Source organism: Streptomyces sp. NPDC057654 (genome assembly GCF_042800135.1).
Classification (GTDB): Bacteria; Actinomycetota; Actinomycetes; order Streptomycetales; family Streptomycetaceae; genus Streptomyces.
In genome coordinates this window covers 1-19188 of sequence record NZ_JBHVHQ010000060.1, presented here as the reverse complement: position 1 = coordinate 19188, position 19188 = coordinate 1, and the positions used below count along the sequence as shown (strand labels likewise).

Here is a 19188-nt window from a genome sequence, read left to right as displayed (position 1 = left end):
CGGCTGGGGCCTTCGATCCCTGAGCGGACGACGAGACTCGAACTCGCGACATCCACCTTGGCAAGGTGGTGCTCTACCAACTGAGCTACGTCCGCATGCGCCGCGCTGTGCGTGCGGTGCGGAACCAACTATAGCCAACCTTGGGCGCGCGCTGTGCGTGCTGCGGCATGACGGTTCTCCGCACCGAGTTTCGCGGCAGCCGCCGAGAGGTAGTTGCGGACGGTTCCCTGGGTCAGTCCGGCCCGCTCGGCGATCTCCGCGATCGGCGCCCCGTTCTCCGCCAGCTCCAGCAGCTCGGCCTCCCGCGCGGTCAGCGGGGAATCCCCGGAACTGATGGCGTCAGCTGCCAATTCCGGGTCCACATAACGGCTTCCGGCATACACGGTACGGATGATCTCGGCGAGCCGCTGCGCCGAAACGGTCTTGGGCACGAAGCCCCGCACCCCCGCCTCCAGCGCCCGCTTCAGATGGCCGGGCCGCCCGTGGCTCGTCACGATCATGGTGCGGCAGGCGGGCAGTTCGGCCCGCAGGGATGTGGCGACCTTCACACCGTCCGCCCCCGGCATCTGAAGATCCAGTACCGCCACGTCCGGCCGGTGCGCCCGCGCCATGGCCACCGCCTCCGGCCCGGTCGCGGCCTCGGCGACCACCTGGAGATCGTCCTCCAGCCGCAGCAACGCGGCCAACGCCCCGCGGATCAAGTGCTCGTCATCGGCGAGCAGCACCCGAATAGCCGCCTCGGCGGCCTGCCCCTCAGCCGACCCGTTCTCTCCCATGCCCCGCTCTCCTCCCACTGCCCGCGCCGTTCCCTGTGCCCCGTTCCGCCTGTTTCCCGCTCCCTACGGAGCGCCCTTCCCACGAGCCTCCCCGCCGTCCTCGCTGCTCCCGCCGTCCTCATCACCGGCCGCCCCCGCGGCCACCGGCACCCGCGCCGTCAGCCGGAACGAGTCCCCTGCCCGGTGCTCGCCCTCGACCGTCCCGCCGAGGGCCGCGAGACGCTCCCGCAACCCGCGCAGCCCCGAGCCGCCGCCGCTCGCGGAGCCCCCCGCCACCACCCCGTCGTTGTCCATCACCAGCACCGCAGCACTCCCATCGCCCCCGCCCCCGGACCCGCCCACCACCGAAACCCGCACAGCACAGTGCAACGCCTCGGCATGGCGCAGCACATTCGTCGTGCCCTCCCGTACGACCCAGCCCAGCGCCGACTGCACCACCTCCGGCAGCGCGCCCCCGCCGCCCCCGACGCCTCCACCGACACCCCCACCGACGCCGCCCCCGGCCCCGTACTCCGCCTTGGTACGAGCACGGGCCCCGGCCGCCGCGCCCACCGCGTCCATGTCGACCCGGCAGTCGATCCCGGCGGCGGCCAGCACGCTCCGCGCGCCCGCCAGCTCCGTGTGCAGATCGGCCTCGCGGTAGCCGCGCACCACGTCCCGCACCTCCCGCTGGGACTCCCGGGCGATCCGCTGCACCTCGGTCATCTCGTCCAGCGCGGCGGGCGACCCGCGCCGCGCGAGCCGCACCGCCAGCTCGCTCTTGAGGGCGATCACCGCGAGGTTGCGGCCCATCACGTCATGCATGTCCCGGCCGAACCGCAGCCGCTCCTCCGCGACCGCCAGCCGCGCCTGCGTCTCGCGCGCGGCCTCCGTCTCCCACACCACGGACAGGTGCCATCCGGAACAGCGCACCATGGAGGCCACCCACAGCCCCACGACGAAGGTGACCAGCGCCGCGGCCATCAGCTGGCCCCGGCCGGCGCCGATCGGCAGGAAGGCCAGGGGCACCAGCGCCGCCGCCACGGCGCAGCCGAGGACGTACGTACGCAGCCGCACCATCAGGCACGCCGCCCCGGCGACCGGCAGCAGGCTCGCGATCGGCACCCACGCGGCCCCGGACGGGTGCTTGGGCTCGCCGTGCGCGACGAGCGCCACCAGGACGGCCAGCGAGCCCAGCAGCAGGACCGCCTGGGCCGCCAGGGCCCGCCACGGGGCGTCGCCCTGGCCGAGATAGCAGGCGAGCGCCCGCCGGATCAGGCCGACCCCGATCACGCAGTGGACGAGGCCCAGCAGGGTCAGCGCGAGCGCCAGGACGGGCTGCTCGGTGTCGACGAACAGCGTGGGGGCGCCCAGGGCGAAGAAGAACCACGGGATCCCGTACAGCGTCCACCGCGTGTAGCAGTCGACCTTCGAGACCTTGGACCTCTCCCGCCACCGCACCCGCCGCGCCCCTCGCCCGAACATGCGCCCCTACTCCCTGCCGAGCCGGTCCCTCACCGCCGCGATTCCCAGCGGAACCACTTCCGTACAGCAAACACGGCCAGTACGACCCAGGCCAGCGCGGTCCCCAGGTACCCCAGCGCCTCGTACATCCCGAGCGTGCCGAGCCAGCCGCCGCGCATCAGTTCCACGACCGGCGTCATCGGCAGCAGCTTGCAGACGTCCCCGACGACGTCCGGCATGACCGTCAGCGGTACGACCATCCCCGAGCCCGCCACCGAGAGCAGCAGCAGCGGCATCGACAGGAGCTGCGCGCTCTCCGCCGTCTTCGCGCCCGCGGCGGTCACGGCGGCCAGCGCCACGAACAGCACCACGCCCAGCACGAACCCGACGATCAGCAGATCGGGCCGGGCCGGTACGCGCAGGTGGAGCCAGGCGGCTCCGGCCACCAGCAGCACCACGCACTGCGCGAGCGCCAGACCCACGGCGGGCAGCGCGGAGCCGGCCAGGATCTCCGGGTCGCTCGCCTCGCTCGTACGGAGCCGCTTGAGCACCAGCTCCTCGCGCCGGGCGACGAACGCGCCGGACAGGTTCTGGTAGACGGCGAAGATCAGCACGAAGCCGAACGCCCCGGTGAGCGACGTCTCGTTGACCGACATCCCGGTCTTCGCGATGTCGATCTTCGCCGTGGCGGAGCGCATCGCCCACACCATGAAGACCGGCATCAGCAGCGCCACGTACAGCGCGGTCTTGTTGCGTCCCATCAGCGTCGCCTCGGCGCGCCCCAGCGCCAGCATGCGCGTCGCCATGACAGCCGCCGCACTCCGGGCATCCGGCCCCGGTCCCGGCCCCGCCGTCGCGGGCCGCGTCGCTTCCCCGTGCTCCGTCACAGCCATCAGGCGGCCCTCCCCGCGATCGACAGGAACGCCTCTTCCAGCGAGGCGGTCCGTGGGTCCAGCCCCTCCAAGGCCACGTCCTTGTCCCGTGCCCACAGCAGCAGCCCGGTCAGCGCCCGCTGGAGCTCACGGGTGCGCAGCTCGACGCCGCCCCGGCCGGTCTCCGCGTAGTCGTCGACGCCCAGCTCGGCCAGCGGCGGCAGATCGCCGACGAACCAGCCCTCGGGCAGCGAGAAGCGGATCCGGGCCGGGTGCGCGGCGATCACGTCGGCGAGCGTCCCGGAGGCCGCGATCCGCCCCTTGTCCATGATCGCCACCCGGTCGGCCAACTCCTCGGCCTCCTCCAGATAGTGCGTGGTCAGCAGGACGGTCGTGCCGTTCTCGCGGAGCTCCCGCACCAGCCGCCAGGTCTCGTGGCGGGCCTCCGGGTCGAGGCCGGTCGTCGGCTCGTCGAGGAAGAGCACCTCGGGCCGGCCCAGCAGCGCCAGTGCCAGGTCCAGCCGCCGCCGCTCGCCGCCGGAGAGCTGCTTGACCCGCACGCCCCGCCGGTCCGCGAGTTTCACCAGGTCCAGCGCCTCGTCCACGGGGCGCGCCCCCGTCGTGCACCCGGCCCACATCCGTACGGTCTCGGCCACCGTCAACTCGGCCGGGAATCCGCCCTCCTGGAGCATCACCCCGATCCGGGGCCGCACCCTCCGCCGCTCGCCGTACGGGTCGTGGCCCAGCACCCGCACCGAGCCGCCGCTCGGCCGGGCCAGGCCCTCGATCAGCTCCACCGTGGAGGTCTTGCCCGCCCCGTTCGTCCCGAGCAGCGCGAACAGCTCACCGCGCCCGACGCGGAACGAGATGTCCCGCACCGCCTCGAAACTCTTCTTGGCGTCGCCGGGCGGCCCGTAGCGGCGGCGCAGCCCGGTGACGTCGATCACGTTCTCCCCGATGTCCATGGTTCAAGGGTTTCGCGCGATCGGAGCCATGGTCAGTGCGAGCTGTCATCAGTGCGACTGACGAATGTCATATGCGGGAAGAGGCGGGAAGAGGCGGGGAGAGGCGGGGAGAGGCGGGGAGAGACAGGGAGAACACGACGAAGGCCCGGTCTCCAGGAGACCGGGCCTTCATTCTCTGAGCGGACGACGAGACTCGAACTCGCGACATCCACCTTGGCAAGGTGGTGCTCTACCAACTGAGCTACGTCCGCAGGTATCCGGTCAGCTCACACCGACCGGCACTTCCATCACTCCCGCTGATCCACTTGCGTGGAACAGGGACGATGAGAGCGGGTGACAGGAATCGCACACTGCGCCTCCCCCTTGGAAAGGGGGCGCTCTACTACTGAGCTACACCCGCGTGATCCGTGAGTCCCGGCTTTTTCCGGCCCGGCCCCTCGGCGTGCTCCAGACTCTAGCGGATCACCTGGGGTCTCATGCAAATCGGCTCAGGCGGCGGCGTTGAAGGCCTCGTAGACCTTCTTGGGGATGCGGCCGCGGGGCGGCACGTCCATGCCGTGCGAGCGGGCCCAGGCCCGTACGGCGGCCGGGTCCGGGGCGACGGCGGTGCGCCGGTAGACCTTGCCGGAGCGGGACTGCTTGCGGCCGGCCTCCAGGTACGGGGCGAGGGCCACGCGCAGTTTCTTCGCATTGGCGGTGTTGAGGTCGATCTCGTACGACTTACCGTCGAGGCCGAAGGTGACCGTCTCCGCGGCATCCCCGCCGTCGATGTCGTCGGAGAGTGTGACCACTACGCGCTGCGCCACGAAAATCGGTCCTTTCGGCCAGCAGCTCCACGAGGACGTGCGGAGATGCGATGGGGTCGGTTGTTCCGGATCAATGCTTTTTCATTTGTACAGCGAGAGACATTGCATTGTGAAGCCCAGTTAATTCCGCCCGCGTGTCCCTCCGCAATCCGGACAGTACGTTTTTCCCGGAATTTTCCCCGGGGCATACCCGCGGCGATGCCTGAACGTGACCATGCGGCGGCAGTTGGGCCGGTGAAGATCCCTTCATATCTACGCGAGTAGATTTTTCGGGCGGGTACGCTGGCGGGACCGCCTTACGCACCACACCACCGGGAGTGCCAGTGGCACGCGTCGTAGTCGACGTCATGCTCAAGCCGGAGATCCTCGACCCGCAGGGGCAGGCGGTGCACCGCGCACTGCCACGCCTGGGTTTCGAGGGGATCGCCGACGTCCGTCAGGGCAAGCGCTTCGAACTCGAAGTGGAGGGCCCGGTCGACGACGCCGCCCTCGCCCGTATCCGCGAGATGGCCGAGACGTTCCTCGCGAACACCGTCATCGAGGACTTCACCGTCCGGGTCGACTCATGACCGCGACACCCAGCGCGAACGCCGGGGGCTCCGCGGGGGGCCTCGGCAACGCCCGTATCGGCGTGGTCACCTTCCCCGGCACGCTCGACGACCGCGACACCCAGCGCGCGATCCGGCTGGCCGGCGCGGAGGCGGTGGAGCTGTGGCACCGCGACAAGGACCTCAAGCAGGTCGACGCCGTGGTGCTGCCCGGCGGCTTCTCCTACGGCGACTACCTCCGCGCGGGCGCCATTTCGCGTTTCTCGCCGGTCATGGAGATGATCATCGAGGGCGCCCGGCAGGGGCTGCCGGTACTCGGCATCTGCAATGGCTTCCAGGTCCTCACCGAGACGCACCTGCTGCCCGGCGCGATGCTGCGCAACAACCATCTGCACTTCATCTGCCGCGACCAGCGGCTCCGGGTGGAGAACGCGGAGACGGCCTGGACGAACACGTATGAGGCCGGGCAGGAAATCAGTGTCCCGCTGAAGAACATCGACGGCCGGTACGTCGCCGACGAGCGCACCCTGGACGAGCTGGAGGCCGAGGGGCGCGTCGCATTCCGCTATCTCGGGATGAACCCCAACGGCTCGCTGCGCGACATCGCCGGCATCACCAACGCGGCGGGCAACGTCGTCGGTCTGATGCCGCACCCCGAGCACGCGGTGGAGCCGCTGATCGGCACGGGCCGCACGGACGGCCTCGGATTCTTCACCTCGGTTCTGAAGCAGTTGGTGAGCGCCTGATGACCCTCGACACCATCAAGAACGCCGAGCAGACCCCGGACGCCGAGCAGCCGTGGGCCGAACTCGGCCTGAAGCCGGACGAGTACGCGCGGATCCGCGAGATCCTCGGCCGCCGCCCGACCGGCGCCGAGCTGGCCATGTACTCCGTCATGTGGTCCGAGCACTGCTCGTACAAGAGCAGCAAGGTCCATCTGAAGCAGTTCGGCGAGAAGGCCCCCGCCAATGACGCGATGCTCGTCGGCATCGGCGAGAACGCGGGCGTCGTCGACGTCGGCCAGGGGTACGCGGTCACCTTCAAGGTCGAGTCGCACAACCACCCCTCGTACGTCGAGCCCTACCAGGGCGCGGCCACCGGCGTCGGCGGCATCGTCCGCGACATCCTCGCCATGGGCGCGCGCCCCGTCGCCGTCGTCGACCCGCTGCGCTTCGGCGCGGCCGACCACCCCGACACCAAGCGCGTCCTGCCGGGCGTCGTCGCGGGCGTCGGCGGCTACGGCAACTGCCTGGGCCTGCCCAACATCGGCGGCGAGGTCGTCTTCGACCCCTGCTACCAGGGCAATCCGCTGGTCAACGCCGGCTGCATCGGCGTCATGAAGCACGAGGACATCCACCTCGCGAAGGCGTCCGGTACGGGCAACAAGGTCATCCTGTACGGGGCCCGGACCGGCGGCGACGGCATCGGCGGCGTCTCGGTGCTGGCTTCGGAAACCTTCGACGACGCGAAGCCGGCGAAGCGGCCCGCCGTCCAGGTAGGCGACCCCTTCCAGGAGAAGCTCCTCATCGAGTGCACCCTGGAGATCTTCGCCGAGAAGCTCGTCGCGGGCATCCAGGACCTCGGCGGCGCGGGCCTGTCCTGCGCCACGTCCGAGCTGGCGAGCGCCGGCAGCGGCGGCATGCGCGTGGAACTGGACACCGTGCCGCTGCGCGACTCCTCCCTCTCGCCCGAGGAGATCCTCATGAGCGAGTCGCAGGAACGCATGTGCGCGATCGTCGAGCCCGACAAGGCCGACCGCTTCCTGGAGATCTGCGAGAAGTGGGACGTCATCGCCACCGTCATCGGCGAGGTGACGGAGGGCTCGCAGCTGGAGATCTTCTGGCACGGCGAGCAGATCGTGGACGTGCCGCCGCGCTCCGTCGCGCATGACGGCCCGGTGTACGAGCGTCCGTACGCCCGTCCCGAGTGGCAGGACGCGCTCCAGGCCGACGACGCCGCGAAGCTGCCGCGTCCGGCGACGGGCGACGGCCTGCGCGCGCAGGTCCTTCAGCTCGTCTCGTCGCCGAACCAGGCGTCGAAGTCGTGGGTGACGGACCAGTACGACCGGTTCGTGCAGGGCAACACGGTGCTGGCGCAGCCGGAGGACTCCGGCATGGTCCGCATCGACGCGGAGACCAACCTCGGCGTCGCGATCGCCACGGACGGCAACGGCCGCTACGCCAAGCTCGACCCGTACACGGGCGCGCAGCTGGCGCTGGCCGAGTCGTACCGCAACGTCGCCGCCTCCGGCGCGAAGCCGCTCGCGGTCTCCGACTGCCTCAACTTCGGCTCGCCCGAGGACCCGGCCGTCATGTGGCAGTTCGCCGAGGCCACGCGCGGCCTCGCGGACGGCTGCCTGGCGCTGGGCACCCCGGTGACCGGCGGCAACGTCTCCCTCTACAACCAGACCGGGGACACGGCCATCCACCCGACGCCGGTGGTCGCGGTGCTCGGCGTCATCGACGACGTCAGCCGCCGCACGCCGGTCGCGTTCGCGGAGGAGGGCCAGCTGATCTACCTCCTCGGCGACACGAAGGAGGAACTGGGCGGCTCGGCCTGGTCCCAGGTCGTCCACGACCACCTCGGCGGGCTGCCGCCCGCGGTGGACCTGGAGCGGGAGAAGCTGCTCGCGGAGATCCTGATCTCCGCCTCCCGCGACGGCATGGCGGACGCCGCGCACGACCTCTCCGACGGCGGCCTCGTCCAGGCCCTCGTCGAGTCCTGCCTGCGCGGCGGCAAGGGCGCCCGGATCGTTGTCCCCGACGGCCTGGACCCCTTCGTCTTCCTCTTCTCCGAGTCGGCGGGCCGCGCCATCGTCGCCGTCCCCCGCAGCGAGGAACTCCGCTTCAACGACATGTGCGGCGCCCGCGGCCTCCCGGCCACCCGCATCGGCGTCATCGACGGCACGGACATCACCGTCCAGGACCAGTTCACCCTCCCCCTGGAGGAACTCCGCGAGGCCCACGAGGCCACGATCCCGGGCTTGCTGACCTGATCTTCGGCTCACGCTGTACGCACTGACGGCCCGCTCCCGTGATGGGGGGCGGGCCTTCGGCGTTTTGGGGGTGTCGCGGATTGTCGCGGATCAGGGAGTCGTCGCCGCGGCCAGGCGTCGGTCCAACTCTGCGTCCAGTGCGGCTTGTTCGGCCTCGGTCGGGTCGTATCCGTTCCACGCGCGCCGGACGGCGCGGGCTCGCGCGGCCCGCTCGGCCAGTTCGGCGGGGGTGGGGGCGGGGGTGTCGGGATCGGGCATGAGGGGCTCCTTCTGTCTCCCGGAGAGTACGGCCCGCCCCGGCGATGGGGCGGGCCGTCGGCGTTTCGGTTTTCCCGTAGTCGGACTTGCCAGTTCCTACGTAAGTACGTAACTTTTAAAGCGTGGATCTTGAAGAGCGCGTGGCGGAGCTGGAGAGACGGCTCGCGGTACTGGAGGAGCGGGGCGGCGATGGCGTTTCCGCCGGGTCTTCCGCCGTACGGGGAACGGGCGGCGGGGACTTCTGGGCCCTGGAAGGGCTGAAGGAACGGCTGGCAGAGGAAGGGGCCGGCAGCGGCGGGGTGCTGTTCACCGGGGCCGTGCGGATGCCGACGGGGCTGCGGTACGAGTGGCAGTACGGGCTGGCCGCCGACGCCGTCCTGGACGCGGACTGGGCCGCCGCCGCCGAGTCGTTCGCCGCGCTGGGACAGGCCGTGCGGCTGCGGCTGCTCCGCGAGATCCTCGACGGCCGCGACACCGTCGCGGCCCTGACCGAACTCGACGGGATCGGCACCACCGGCCAGATCTACCACCACCTGCGGCAGCTGACCGCCGCCGGCTGGCTGCACGCGCCGTCGCGGGGCCACTACGAGGTCCCCGGCGCCCGGGTCGTCCCGCTGCTCGTGATGCTGGCCGCCGCCCAGCCCTGAGCCGGCGGCCGCCACGCCCGTCGCACGTACCGAAACGGCTCCACCGGCCGTACGACACCTACGACACCAGGGGGAACAGTGCCCGTACGCAAACTCAGCATGGTCGCCGGACGCTGCTGCATGATCATCTTTTTCGCGATGGTCGTCGCGGGATTCTTCGCGGACATCCCGCGCTGGGCGACGTGGATCCCCCTCGTGGCCTCGATCGTCCTCATGCTCGCCCCGAACCGGAAGACCGCCGACCTGCACAGCCCGTCGGTCGCCCCCGTAGAGGTCGCCCCGCCCGTCACCGGCCGCTGGTCGGCCGTCAACAGCCCCGCCGACAAGGTGCCGAGCCACGGCACGCGCGCGTACGGGCAGGCGTACGCGATCGACATCGTGGCGGAGTCCGAGGAGCACCCCCGCCCCGGCCGCGGCTGGTGGCCCATCGCCCGGCGCAACAGCGACTTCCCCGGCTTCGGCGCGCCCCTGACGGCCGTCGCCGACGGCACGGTCGTACGGGCGACCGACCGCGCCCGCGACCACCTCAGCCGCACCTCCGTCCTCTCCGTCCTCTACCTCCTCTTCTTCGAGAGCTCCCTCCGCGAGGTCGGCGGCGCCGGAAAGCTGGTCGGCAACCACCTCGTCCTCGACCTCGGCGGCGGTACGTACGCTATGTACGCCCACCTCCAGCGCGGCTCCCTGGCCGTACGCGAGGGGGAGAAGGTCCGGGCGGGGCAGCCCGTCGCCCGCTGCGGGAACTCCGGCAACTCCAGCGAGCCGCATGTGCACTTCCAGCTGATGGACGGCCCGGACCTGGACACCGCCCGCGGCGTCCCGTTCCGCTGGACCGAGGTCGGAGTGCCCGCGGGCGGCGAGGTCTTCACGGTCGCAGCGACCGCGGTATCAGCCGGGAAAACCTCGCTCCGCGATTAAGGTCGGGTCCATGCCTCCCGCTCAGCGCAAGCCCCGTGCCCGTACGTACGACCCCGCCAAGGTGCGCGGCGCCCTGGACGGCCAACTGCGCGCGGTGCGGGGCGCGGTGGGCACGCTGTGCGCCGCGCCCGACGCGGAGCCGCTGCTCGCGGCCCGCTCGCGGCTGGGGGAGTGGACGGTGCGCGACCTGATCGTGCACATCGCCGTCTGCCTGGAGACGCTGCCGCGCGCCCTCGCCGAGCGGCCCGCGCCCGCCGCGGCCGAACTCGACCTCCAGCGCTATCTGACGGCCCTGCGCGAACAGGCCGACGACATCGCGGCGGCGACGGCGGCGGAGAGCGCGGAGCTGGCCGCCGCGGGGGAGCCGGGGCCGGAGGCGGTGGTCGCCCGGCTGGACGCGGCCATCGCTCGACTGACCGCAGCCGTCGCGGAGGCCGGCCCCGCCGCCCTCGTCCCGACGAGCTACGGGGCCATGACCGTGAACGACTTCCTGGTGACCCGGCTGCTGGAGACCGTGGTGCACGCCGACGACCTGACGGCCGCGACCGGCACCGCCGTCTCCCACGACCGGCAGGCGCTCGCCGCCGTCACCCGGCTGCTCGCCGACGCGCTCGCCGCGAAGGCGCCGGGCGGGTCCGTGGAGGTCCGGGTACCGCCCTTCGCGGTCGTCCAGTGCGTGGCGGGCCCCCGCCACACCCGCGGCACCCCGCCCAACGTGGTCGAGACCGACCCGCTGACGTGGATCCGCCTCGCCACCGGCCGTACGGACTGGGCGACCGCCGTCGAGGCCGGCACGGTCTCGGCGAGCGGGGAACGCGCGGACCTGGCGGACCAGCTTCCGCTGCTGGGCTGAACCGCCCGCCTGCGCCGTTTCGGCAAGCGGGTGAAGCCGCACTCCCCTAATAACCCTCTGAAGTCGCGTCATCACCACGAGTGGCATTCCGTGGTGTATGCGAATCGACCGTTCAGAAGGGAACGTCACGCATGTCCTCACTCACGCCTGCCACCTCCCGCTCCGCCCTGACCCGCGGCGCCGCCGCGGCGGTCACCGGCGCCCTCGCGCTCGGCCTCGCGGCGGTCCCGGGGGCGGCCTCGGCCGCCGCCGGCGCCCCGGGCGGGACCGTTCGGACCGCGCCCGTCCCCAAGGCCGAGATCGCGGTCAAAAGCGGCGTCACCAAGATCACGGTCTCCGCCGAGACCGTCGCCCAGCTCCGCGCCAAGGGCATCCTCCTCACCCGGCTGGACGCCCGCGGCAACCTCGGGGCGAAGGTCGACGCCGAGCAGACCATCGACTTCGGCGTGAAATCCGGCGCCGTCTCGAACGTCAAGGGCAAGGTCGGCGGACGGCTCGCCTTCAAGACCACCGGCATGGCCATGGTCAACCTCCGCAACCAGCGGATCGCCCGCCTCACGGCCTTCCAGGCCGACCTGACCACCGGCATCATGCGCGCGAACCTCGACCGCAGGCCCCCCATCGAACTGGGCACCTTCTCGCGCCCCGCCGTGAACACCGCCGTCAACACCAAGGCCCGCGAGGTCAACGTCCAGGGTGGTCTGGTGCTCGGCGCCAAGGCGGCCGTCCAGCTCAACAAGGCCCTGCACACGAAGGCGTTCGTCCCCGGCGCGCCCCTGTTCGACGCCAACAGCCGAATCACCCTCGACGAGAAGGCCGACCCCCGCGCCATCCGCGAACTCGGCCGCGAAGCCGCTCCGTCCAAGGCCGTACAGGCCCCGCAACACGCCGCCCGGTAGCCCCGCAGCCCCTCCGCACACCCAGGGGCGCGGACCGTTCGACAGGCCCGCGCCCCTTGTCTGCGCCTCTCACCCCTCGCCGGGCTCTCTTGCGCCGGGGACGACGAACCCGCGGACGGGCGGCTCGCCGCCTTCCCGCGCGGCCTGCTCCCGCGCTACGCGCCACGCCTCGGCGAGGTCGGCGTACCGAGGATCGATCCACTCAGTCATGGAGCCTCCAATCGACGCACAACCTACGCCCCTGCCGCCCCGGTCACCTTCTGGTTGCACGGCGGCTGCGGTGTCGGCATGGGGCGGATGGTGCACTCCGTCGAGTGCTGACAGTTCGCGGCCACGGGCACGAGCGGAACGCCCGTAGGCGGCCCCCACAGTGCTTCGTCCACGTCGTACCCGCAGGCCCGGACCTTCTCGCGGGTCCGGTCCAGAACGCCCGGTCGAGCACGGAGTGCGCCACCGGCGACAGAGCGTCGCCGACTTCGCCGGTGGGGGGTCGCGGCCGAGCCGGAAGCCGCGAGCGCGGCTCCGTTGGTGATCCCCCGTGTGCGGCAAGTGGCTGTCCGTGGTGTGAGCAATTCCTGGCAATCCCCGGTTCGGATGAACCTGTTCCCTGCCCTAGACTCGAAGACGTGCCACGTGGTGACGGACGACTCAACCACGACCTGCTCCCCGGCGAGAAGGGCCCCCAGGACGCTTGCGGCGTCTTCGGTGTCTGGGCTCCGGGCGAAGAGGTCGCCAAGCTCACCTATTTCGGGCTGTACGCGCTACAGCACCGGGGACAGGAGTCCGCGGGCATCGCGGTGAGCAACGGCTCCCAGATCCTGGTCTTCAAGGACATGGGCCTGGTCTCCCAGGTCTTCGACGAGACATCGCTCAGCTCCCTGACGGGACATATCGCGGTCGGCCAGGCGCGCTACTCCACCACCGGAGCCTCGGTGTGGGAGAACGCGCAGCCGACCTTCCGGGCGACGGCCCACGGCTCCATCGCCCTGGGCCACAACGGCAACCTGGTCAATACGGCCCAGCTCGCCGAGATGGTCGCCGACCTGCCCCGTGACGGCGGCCGCGCCACCCATGTGGCCGCGACCAACGACACGGACCTGGTCACGGCGCTGCTGGCCGGGCAGGTCGACGCCGACGGCAAGCCGCTGACCATAGAGGAAGCGGCCACCAAGGTCCTTCCCGATGTGATGGGCGCCTTCTCCCTCGTCTTCATGGACGAGCACACGCTGTACGCGGCCCGCGACCCGCAGGGCATCCGCCCGCTGGTCCTCGGCCGGCTGGAGCGCGGCTGGGTGGTGGCGTCCGAGACCGCCGCCCTGGACATCTGCGGCGCCTCCTTCATCCGGGAGATCGAGCCGGGCGAGCTCGTCGCCATCGACGAGAACGGGCTGCGTTCCACCCGCTTCGCCGCCGCGAAGCCCAAGGGCTGCGTCTTCGAGTACGTGTACCTGGCCCGTCCCGACACGGACATCGCCGGCCGCAACGTGCACCTCTCCCGCGTGGAGATGGGGCGCAAGCTGGCCGCCGAGGCGCCGGCCGAGGCGGATCTGGTGATAGCGACTCCGGAGTCGGGGACCCCCGCCGCCGTGGGGTACGCGGAGGCCAGCGGCATCCCGTTCGGTACGGGCCTGGTCAAGAACAGCTACGTCGGCCGGACGTTCATCCAGCCGAGCCAGACCATCCGGCAGCTCGGCATCCGCCTCAAGCTCAACCCGCTCAAGGACGTCATCCGCGGCAAGCGCCTGGTGGTCGTCGACGACTCGATCGTCCGCGGCAACACCCAGCGCGCCCTGGTGCGGATGCTCCGCGAGGCGGGCGCGGCCGAGGTGCACATCCGGATCTCGTCGCCGCCGATCAAGTGGCCGTGCTTCTTCGGCATCGACTTCGCGACCCGCGCCGAGCTGATCGCCAACGGCCTCTCGGTCGAGGAGATCGGCAAGTCGCTGGGGGCCGACTCCCTCGCGTACATCTCCACGGACGCGATGATCGAGGCGACCACGATCGCCAAGCCGGACCTGTGCCGGGCCTGCTTCGACGGCGAGTATCCGATGGAGCTGCCCGACCCCGAGCTGCTGGGCAAGCACCTCCTGGAGACCGAGCTCGCGGGCGGGCCCGACGCGGCGGACGCACTCCGCCGTCCGTGACGCCCGTCCGTGACGCACGCCCGTCCGTACCGCAGCAGCTCACCGACGAGAAAGTTCCAGCAATGCCTTCAGAGTCTTTTGAGGCCGCGCCGCGTCCGGACGCGGGCGCCAGCTACGCGGGCGCCGGCGTCGACATCGAGGCCGGCGACCTCGCCGTAGAACTGATGAAGGAGTGGGTCCGCAAGGCCACCCGCCCCGAGGTCGTCGGCGGGCTCGGCGGCTTCGCCGGCCTCTTCGACGCGAGCGCCCTGAAGCGGTACGAGCGTCCGCTGCTGGCCTCCGCGACCGACGGCGTCGGCACGAAGGTCGACATCGCCCGCCGGATGGGCGTCTACGACACGATCGGCCACGACCTGGTCGGGATGGTCGTCGACGACCTGGTGGTCTGCGGCGCCGAGCCGCTCTTCATGACCGACTACATCTGCGTCGGCAAGGTCCACCCGGAGCGGGTCGCCGCCATCGTCAAGGGCATCGCCGAGGGCTGTGTCCTCGCGGGCTGCGCCCTCGTCGGCGGCGAGACCGCCGAGCACCCGGGGCTGCTGGCCGCCGACGACTTCGACGTCGCCGGGGCCGGTACGGGCGTGGTCGAGGCCGATCAGGTGCTGGGCGCGGATCGTATCCGTACGGGTGACACGGTGATCGCCATGGCGTCCTCCGGTCTTCACTCGAACGGGTACTCGCTCGTGCGCCATGTGCTCTTCGACCGGGCCGGCTGGGCGCTGGACCGCGAGGTGGCCGAGTTCGGCCGCACCCTCGGCGAGGAGCTGCTGGAGCCCACCAAGATCTACTCGCTGGACTGCCTGGCCCTGGCCCGTACGGCCGAGGTGCACGCCTTCTCGCACATCACCGGCGGCGGGCTCGCGAACAACCTGGCCCGCGTCGTCCCGGACGGGCTGCACGCGATGATCGACCGCTCGACCTGGACCCCGGGCCCGGTCTTCGACCTGGTCGGACGGCTCGGCGGCGTCGAGCGCCTGGAGCTGGAGAAGACGCTGAACATGGGCGTCGGCATGGTGGCCGTCGTGCCCGAGGCGGCGACGGACGTGGCCCTGACGGCACTGGCCGACCGCGGCGTGGACGCCTGGGTCGCCGGCGAGATCACCGAGCGCGGCGGGAACGCCGAGGCAGTGGCACTGACCGGTGACTACGCAGGCTGATCCGGCGCGGGGCAGCACAGAACCCGGTCCGGGGGCGGGCCCTGGACCGGGTCAGTGGTCGTACCGCGGAGGCGGACGCTTGAAGGGCGTCAAGTGCGGCGACGATGTGAGTGCTGATCCGACGACTGGTCGTCGTCCTCGCCCTCGGCATCGTCAGTGTTGTAACGATCCGCGTACTGAGCGTACGGATCGTCGTCCAGCTTGTCCTCGTCCTCAACAAGCGGCTCGCTCTTCGGCGGCTGCTTCGTGGGAGTTGCACCCAGCTCGTTGGCCAGGCGCGAGAGGTCCGTCCCGCCGCTGTTGTACTTCAGCTGGCGGGCGACCTTCGTCTGCTTGGCCTTGGCCCGGCCGCGCCCCATGGCTCGACCCCCTCAATGACGGGGCTCGACGGCCCCAGAGTCTTGACACGCGTTCATGAGTCAGAGCGGACTCTCGACGGAGAGACCGGTCTGTAGGGCTTCAACGGTACCTGCTTCCGCGGTCATACGGTACGTCGCCCGCGTGACGCGCCCCGGAGCAGAACCCGCAAGGAGCCCCGTCCTCGCTGGTCATCTGCGATTTTAACGTGTCCCGCGCGGCGACCCGCCGACGGGTGGTGAGAGATCTCTCCCTCGCCGCCCGCCGTACGGTTCCCGTTAACGACTGTGAACGGGCTACAGAGCCGCCGAGCGGGCCTCGGCGATGCGCTGCTCGGCCAGCCGGTCGGCCGCCTCGGCGGGCGGGATGCCCTCGGACTTCGCACGGTCGAATATGGCCAGAGTCGTGTCATAGATCCGCGTCGCCTTGGCCTTCGCCCGGTCGAAGTCGAAGCCGTGCAGCTCGTCCGCGACCTGAATCACGCCACCCGCGTTCACGACGTAGTCCGGGGCATAAAGGATGGACCGGTCGGCGAGATCCTTCTCGACGCCCGGATGGGCGAGCTGGTTGTTGGCCGCACCGCAGACGATCTTCGCGCTGAGGACGGGCACCGTCTCCTCGCTCAGCGCGCCGCCGAGCGCGCACGGCGCGTACACGTCGAGCTCGCTGCGGATGAGCGCGTCGGTGTCGGCGACGGCCCTGACCCCCTCCCGGTGGTGGGCCAGGACGCGCTCGACCGACTCCGCCCGTACGTCCGTGACGACGACCGAGGCGCCGTCCTCGACGAGGTGCCGCACGAGGTGGTGGCCGACCTTGCCGACGCCGGCGACGCCGACCGTGCGGCCGCGCAGCGTGGGCTCGCCCCAGGCGGCCTCGGCGGAGGCGCGCATGCCCTGGAAGACGCCGAAGGCGGTGAGCACGGAGGAGTCGCCGGCGCCGCCGTTCTCGGGCGAGCGGCCCGTGGTCCAGCGGTTGGCGCGGGCGACGACGTCCATGTCCTGTACGTACGTGCCGACGTCGCACGCGGTCACATAGCGGCCGCCGAGGGAAGCCACGAACCGGCCATAGGCGAGCAGCAGTCGCTCCGACTTCACGCCGCCCTCCGCCACCGGGGCGGGGTCGCCGATGATCACGGCCTTGCCGCCGCCGTGGTCGAGCCCGGCGAGCGCGTTCTTGTACGACATGCCGCGGGACAGGTTGAGGGCGTCCTGGACGGCGTCCTCCTCCGAGGCGTACGGATAGAAGCGGGTGCCGCCGAGGGCGGGGCCCAGGGCCGTGGAATGGAGGGCGATGACGGCCTTCAGCCCGCTCTCCCGGTCCTGGCAGAGCACGACCTGCTCATGGCCGCCCTGATCTGATCGGAAGAGCGTGTGCAGCACATTGCCGCCGTCGAGGGTGGGACGTACGTCGGTCACGGTGGTGACTCCCATAAGTCGCGGAGGAAGCCCTCCGAGGGGTGGGGGAGGGCCGGTCGGCAAGAGCGTAAGACCTGGCGGCCCGGCAGATCAGGTAGGTGCCGAGGATCACTCTCTCAGGCGGCGGCGGCGTGGGACGATTTGGCCAGTACGGGGAGGACAACTCCCAGTGACGGACTCCGGCTTGAGGGAGCGGGCGTGACCTTGGCGTCGTCAGTGATTGTCCCGTATACAGCGTATCTGCGGGTTTACGAGCCACTGGCCGCTTTCCCGGAATCCGAGCGTGGTCACTGGGCGCGCTATGCCAAGCGCGAGACGCTCCCGAGCGCGCAGGACGAACTCCGCCGCTCGCTGGCCGACTTGCTGCCGACGCCGCCCGTCGCGGTTCCGGTCCACGAGAGCGGCGACGCGTTCGTCGCGGTCGTGGACGGCGTGACCTGCGTCTGTCCCTGGCGGACGCGGCTGCGCGGCTGGCAGGCGCTGGAAGGGCTCACGGAGCAGCTTCCGGGGCTCGTCCTGGACGCGGCCCTGCCCCCGGTGGTGCGCCGGCAGGCGGAGGCGGACTACGAGCGGTGGCGGGAGCGGAACCCGGACGCCCGGCCGTGGATCAAGACGGCGACCTGGCACGTCCCGGTGCGCTGGTTCGTCCTCTTCGCGGCCGAGGAGCGCGAGTACGACAAGGGGGACGACGGGCTGGTGCTGCGCTACCGCACGCCGATGGTCGAGGCCCGGCGCCGGGTGGCGCGGGGGCTGCGGACCCTCAAGGACTCCCTCGAAGAGGGCCCGTTGATCGACGGCCTGGTGGAGGTGGGGCGCTGGCTGGAGGAGTTCCACCCGCGCTCCCTGGTCGAGCTGGACTACGGCGGGCTGGTGCATGTGGTGCCGGAGGCGGACCTCGCCGACGACCGGTCGGTCGAGGACGTGACGGAGGGGCTCGCCGCGCTCCGTGACGGGGACGGCGCGGGTGCCGGGGCGGCGTACGAGCGGCTGACGGACCGGTGGAGCGCGATCCGGGACCGGCAGTACGCGAGCTGAGTCCGTCTGCGTCAGTCGAGGGGCGTCGGAGTTCTCCGGAGTTCTCCGGAGTTCTTCGGGGTCCGAACGCGAATTAGCGACCGTACGGGAACCGAGGTGCTCGTGAGGCTGTCAAAGCCTCAAGAGGCGTCCGTGTCCCAAGGGATGAAAGAGTCAGCAGTGGCAGGCGCGCTGGTGGGATGCTGTTGTGGCGGATGAGTTGCCGCCGAGGTAAGGACCTAGGTCCCGATCCGGGCCATTGCCGCAACCGTGACCTAAAGCACTGACATCGGGCCTTGCGCGCATCCCCCACTGTCGTGTCAAAATAGGACAAGGAGTCTGGGAATGGCTCCTTCCGTTCAACTACGGGCGGATTGCTCGGCATTGCACTCCTTGGCGGGTCTGGTGACCCCTGATCCCACTGTGACTGATCGTCACGGTGGCGTGACTGTCCGCTATGGCATGGTCCATCGGGTTCCGTCGAGGTTGAACACCTGAGAGGGCAATTCCATCGGTTTGGCCGACGCGGCTGGACGGATGGTGTAGTTGTAGTGCCGAGGACAAGCCGTTCGTCCTATAACCGACTCGGCCCGCGTCCGCCATTTCGGGCAACGCGGGTCAAGGTGCAGAATTTAGAGGAAAGAACCGTGATGGTTCGGTTCTCCCGAGGAGGCCGCTCATGACCGCTCGCACCCCTGATGCCGAGCCGCTGCTGACCCCGGCTGAGGTTGCCACGATGTTCCGCGTGGACCCGAAGACGGTCACGCGCTGGGCCAAGGCAGGCAAGCTCACGTCCATCCGCACGCTCGGAGGACACCGGCGTTACCGCGAAGCGGAGGTCCGCGCGCTGTTGGCGGGCATTCCGCAGCAGCGCAGCGAAGCCTGAACAACCGCTACACCCTGGCGTCACCGGGCTGTTCGCCGGGTCCCCCAACCCGGTAGCCGCTCGTTCAGCTCCATCAGCAGTACCCGCTTCACCTGCGTCATCAGCTTCACCTGCACCACCCGCAGCACCTGCTCCATCAGTTCCACCTAGCTGCACCACGACAGGGCGCCTGCCCCAACAGGCCCCACGCCCGGCTCCTCTAGGGCAGTCGTCGATCGCGCTGGACTCCGCCGGGTCC

At 70.9% G+C, this 19188-nt stretch carries 21 protein-coding genes and 3 tRNA genes; 11 read left to right on the top strand and 13 right to left on the bottom strand.

The features are described 5' to 3' along the window. Positions 1-22: 22 nt before the first annotated feature. The 8 genes from ACFU99_RS07970 to ACFU99_RS07935 form a co-directional block, all read right to left on the bottom strand. Positions 23-95, bottom strand: a tRNA-Gly gene (locus ACFU99_RS07970). Positions 96-128: 33 nt separating this feature from the next. Then, the gene (locus ACFU99_RS07965; RefSeq protein WP_384387449.1) at positions 129-776 is read right to left on the bottom strand and encodes a response regulator transcription factor; all 648 of its coding nucleotides are present in this window, start codon (positions 774-776) and stop codon (positions 129-131) included. Positions 777-839: 63 nt separating this feature from the next. Continuing rightward, complete coding sequence (locus tag ACFU99_RS07960) at positions 840-2240, bottom strand: sensor histidine kinase (RefSeq protein WP_384387446.1); 1401 nt, start codon at positions 2238-2240, stop codon at positions 840-842. 29 nt (positions 2241-2269) lie between these two features. Next, positions 2270-3025 carry an ABC transporter permease gene (locus tag ACFU99_RS07955; protein ID WP_384387443.1) on the bottom strand — a complete coding sequence of 252 codons (756 nt, stop codon included), beginning with the start codon at positions 3023-3025 and terminating at the stop codon, positions 2270-2272. Positions 3026-3111: 86 nt separating this feature from the next. Then, complete coding sequence (locus ACFU99_RS07950; protein WP_384387440.1) at positions 3112-4056, bottom strand: ABC transporter ATP-binding protein; 945 nt, start codon at positions 4054-4056, stop codon at positions 3112-3114. 178 nt (positions 4057-4234) lie between these two features. Next, positions 4235-4307, bottom strand: a tRNA-Gly gene (locus ACFU99_RS07945). Between the two features lie 77 nt (positions 4308-4384). After that, positions 4385-4456 (bottom strand) — tRNA-Gly (locus ACFU99_RS07940). 88 nt (positions 4457-4544) lie between these two features. Further along, positions 4545-4862: an Lsr2 family protein gene (locus tag ACFU99_RS07935; RefSeq protein WP_363135354.1), complete on the bottom strand. Its 318-nt coding sequence runs from the start codon at positions 4860-4862 to the stop codon at positions 4545-4547. A gap of 323 nt (positions 4863-5185) precedes the next feature. On the opposite strand from ACFU99_RS07935, the gene purS reads away from it, so the two are divergent. Genes purS through purL form a run of 3 tightly spaced genes read left to right on the top strand, consistent with a single transcriptional unit; the run spans position 5186 to position 8405 of the window. Further along, positions 5186-5431, top strand: a complete 246-nt coding sequence (gene purS / locus ACFU99_RS07930; RefSeq protein WP_384387438.1) for a phosphoribosylformylglycinamidine synthase subunit PurS — start codon at positions 5186-5188, stop codon at positions 5429-5431. Further along, the gene (gene purQ, locus ACFU99_RS07925; protein ID WP_384387436.1) at positions 5428-6156 is read left to right on the top strand and encodes a phosphoribosylformylglycinamidine synthase subunit PurQ; all 729 of its coding nucleotides are present in this window, start codon (positions 5428-5430) and stop codon (positions 6154-6156) included. The genes purS and purQ overlap by 4 nt, the downstream gene beginning before the upstream one ends. Beyond that, complete coding sequence (purL, locus tag ACFU99_RS07920; protein ID WP_384387433.1) at positions 6156-8405, top strand: phosphoribosylformylglycinamidine synthase subunit PurL; 2250 nt, start codon at positions 6156-6158, stop codon at positions 8403-8405. The genes purQ and purL overlap by 1 nt, the downstream gene beginning before the upstream one ends. 90 nt (positions 8406-8495) lie before the next feature. Here purL and ACFU99_RS07915 read toward each other — a convergent pair whose 3' ends face one another. Beyond that, positions 8496-8663 carry a hypothetical protein gene (locus ACFU99_RS07915; RefSeq protein WP_384387430.1) on the bottom strand — a complete coding sequence of 56 codons (168 nt, stop codon included), beginning with the start codon at positions 8661-8663 and terminating at the stop codon, positions 8496-8498. 122 nt (positions 8664-8785) lie between these two features. Between ACFU99_RS07915 and ACFU99_RS07910 the strand changes: the two genes are divergently transcribed. The 4 genes from ACFU99_RS07910 (at position 8786) to ACFU99_RS07895 (ending at position 11977) form a co-directional block, all read left to right on the top strand. Next, complete coding sequence (locus tag ACFU99_RS07910; RefSeq protein ID WP_384387428.1) at positions 8786-9310, top strand: ArsR family transcriptional regulator; 525 nt, start codon at positions 8786-8788, stop codon at positions 9308-9310. Positions 9311-9430: 120 nt separating this feature from the next. Then, on the top strand, positions 9431-10225 hold the full coding sequence (locus ACFU99_RS07905) for a peptidoglycan DD-metalloendopeptidase family protein (RefSeq protein WP_384387425.1): 795 nt from the start codon (positions 9431-9433) through the stop codon (positions 10223-10225). Between the two features lie 10 nt (positions 10226-10235). Then, positions 10236-11078: a sterol carrier family protein gene (locus ACFU99_RS07900; RefSeq protein WP_384387422.1), complete on the top strand. Its 843-nt coding sequence runs from the start codon at positions 10236-10238 to the stop codon at positions 11076-11078. 131 nt (positions 11079-11209) lie between these two features. Continuing rightward, positions 11210-11977 carry a hypothetical protein gene (locus ACFU99_RS07895; RefSeq protein WP_384387419.1) on the top strand — a complete coding sequence of 256 codons (768 nt, stop codon included), beginning with the start codon at positions 11210-11212 and terminating at the stop codon, positions 11975-11977. Between the two features lie 69 nt (positions 11978-12046). Here ACFU99_RS07895 and ACFU99_RS07890 read toward each other — a convergent pair whose 3' ends face one another. Beyond that, on the bottom strand, positions 12047-12187 hold the full coding sequence (locus tag ACFU99_RS07890) for a hypothetical protein (RefSeq protein WP_384387416.1): 141 nt from the start codon (positions 12185-12187) through the stop codon (positions 12047-12049). A gap of 416 nt (positions 12188-12603) precedes the next feature. Here ACFU99_RS07890 and purF point away from each other — a divergent pair, with 416 nt between their 5' ends. Both purF and purM read left to right on the top strand, forming a co-directional pair. Further along, complete coding sequence (gene purF, locus ACFU99_RS07885; RefSeq protein WP_384387413.1) at positions 12604-14121, top strand: amidophosphoribosyltransferase; 1518 nt, start codon at positions 12604-12606, stop codon at positions 14119-14121. A 62-nt stretch (positions 14122-14183) separates the two neighbouring features. Beyond that, positions 14184-15278 carry a phosphoribosylformylglycinamidine cyclo-ligase gene (gene purM / locus ACFU99_RS07880; RefSeq protein WP_384387410.1) on the top strand — a complete coding sequence of 365 codons (1095 nt, stop codon included), beginning with the start codon at positions 14184-14186 and terminating at the stop codon, positions 15276-15278. An 89-nt stretch (positions 15279-15367) separates the two neighbouring features. Here purM and ACFU99_RS07875 read toward each other — a convergent pair whose 3' ends face one another. Together ACFU99_RS07875 and ACFU99_RS07870 are read right to left on the bottom strand one after the other, a co-directional pair. Further along, positions 15368-15637 carry a DUF3073 domain-containing protein gene (locus ACFU99_RS07875; RefSeq protein ID WP_363135364.1) on the bottom strand — a complete coding sequence of 90 codons (270 nt, stop codon included), beginning with the start codon at positions 15635-15637 and terminating at the stop codon, positions 15368-15370. A gap of 294 nt (positions 15638-15931) precedes the next feature. Then, the gene (locus ACFU99_RS07870; RefSeq protein WP_384387407.1) at positions 15932-17065 is read right to left on the bottom strand and encodes a Leu/Phe/Val dehydrogenase; all 1134 of its coding nucleotides are present in this window, start codon (positions 17063-17065) and stop codon (positions 15932-15934) included. A 183-nt stretch (positions 17066-17248) separates the two neighbouring features. Between ACFU99_RS07870 and ACFU99_RS07865 the strand changes: the two genes are divergently transcribed. Together ACFU99_RS07865 and bldC are read left to right on the top strand one after the other, a co-directional pair. Beyond that, a complete protein-coding gene (locus tag ACFU99_RS07865) occupies positions 17249-18085 on the top strand; it encodes a hypothetical protein (protein ID WP_384387405.1) in 837 nt (278 codons plus the stop codon). Positions 18086-18743: 658 nt separating this feature from the next. Next, positions 18744-18950, top strand: coding sequence for a developmental transcriptional regulator BldC (bldC, locus tag ACFU99_RS07860; RefSeq protein WP_003949541.1), 207 nt, complete (start codon positions 18744-18746; stop codon positions 18948-18950). A gap of 20 nt (positions 18951-18970) precedes the next feature. Here the strand turns inward: bldC and ACFU99_RS07855 are convergent, their stop codons facing one another. Further along, complete coding sequence (locus tag ACFU99_RS07855) at positions 18971-19096, bottom strand: hypothetical protein (protein ID WP_384387403.1); 126 nt, start codon at positions 19094-19096, stop codon at positions 18971-18973. Between the last annotated feature and the right edge of the window lie 92 nt (positions 19097-19188).

What these genes read in the sequence shown, in the direction of transcription:
- ACFU99_RS07890 (WP_384387416.1), bottom strand. Translation starts at nt 12,187, where the DNA reads ATGACTGAGTGGATCGATCCTCGGTACGCCGACCTCGCCGAGGCGTGG.
- ACFU99_RS07900 (WP_384387422.1), top strand. Translation starts at nt 10,236, where the DNA reads ATGCCTCCCGCTCAGCGCAAGCCCCGTGCCCGTACGTACGACCCCGCC.
- ACFU99_RS07905 (WP_384387425.1), top strand. Translation starts at nt 9,431, where the DNA reads ATGATCATCTTTTTCGCGATGGTCGTCGCGGGATTCTTCGCGGACATC.
- ACFU99_RS07960 (WP_384387446.1), bottom strand. Translation starts at nt 2,240, where the DNA reads ATGTTCGGGCGAGGGGCGCGGCGGGTGCGGTGGCGGGAGAGGTCCAAG.
- purL (WP_384387433.1), top strand. Translation starts at nt 6,156, where the DNA reads ATGACCCTCGACACCATCAAGAACGCCGAGCAGACCCCGGACGCCGAG.
- purM (WP_384387410.1), top strand. Translation starts at nt 14,184, where the DNA reads ATGCCTTCAGAGTCTTTTGAGGCCGCGCCGCGTCCGGACGCGGGCGCC.
- ACFU99_RS07965 (WP_384387449.1), bottom strand. Translation starts at nt 776, where the DNA reads ATGGGAGAGAACGGGTCGGCTGAGGGGCAGGCCGCCGAGGCGGCTATT.
- ACFU99_RS07875 (WP_363135364.1), bottom strand. Translation starts at nt 15,637, where the DNA reads ATGGGGCGCGGCCGGGCCAAGGCCAAGCAGACGAAGGTCGCCCGCCAG.
- ACFU99_RS07950 (WP_384387440.1), bottom strand. Translation starts at nt 4,056, where the DNA reads ATGGACATCGGGGAGAACGTGATCGACGTCACCGGGCTGCGCCGCCGC.
- ACFU99_RS07955 (WP_384387443.1), bottom strand. Translation starts at nt 3,025, where the DNA reads ATGGCGACGCGCATGCTGGCGCTGGGGCGCGCCGAGGCGACGCTGATG.
- bldC (WP_003949541.1), top strand. Translation starts at nt 18,744, where the DNA reads ATGACCGCTCGCACCCCTGATGCCGAGCCGCTGCTGACCCCGGCTGAG.
- purQ (WP_384387436.1), top strand. Translation starts at nt 5,428, where the DNA reads ATGACCGCGACACCCAGCGCGAACGCCGGGGGCTCCGCGGGGGGCCTC.
- ACFU99_RS07895 (WP_384387419.1), top strand. Translation starts at nt 11,210, where the DNA reads ATGTCCTCACTCACGCCTGCCACCTCCCGCTCCGCCCTGACCCGCGGC.
- ACFU99_RS07915 (WP_384387430.1), bottom strand. Translation starts at nt 8,663, where the DNA reads ATGCCCGATCCCGACACCCCCGCCCCCACCCCCGCCGAACTGGCCGAG.
- ACFU99_RS07870 (WP_384387407.1), bottom strand. Translation starts at nt 17,065, where the DNA reads ATGGGAGTCACCACCGTGACCGACGTACGTCCCACCCTCGACGGCGGC.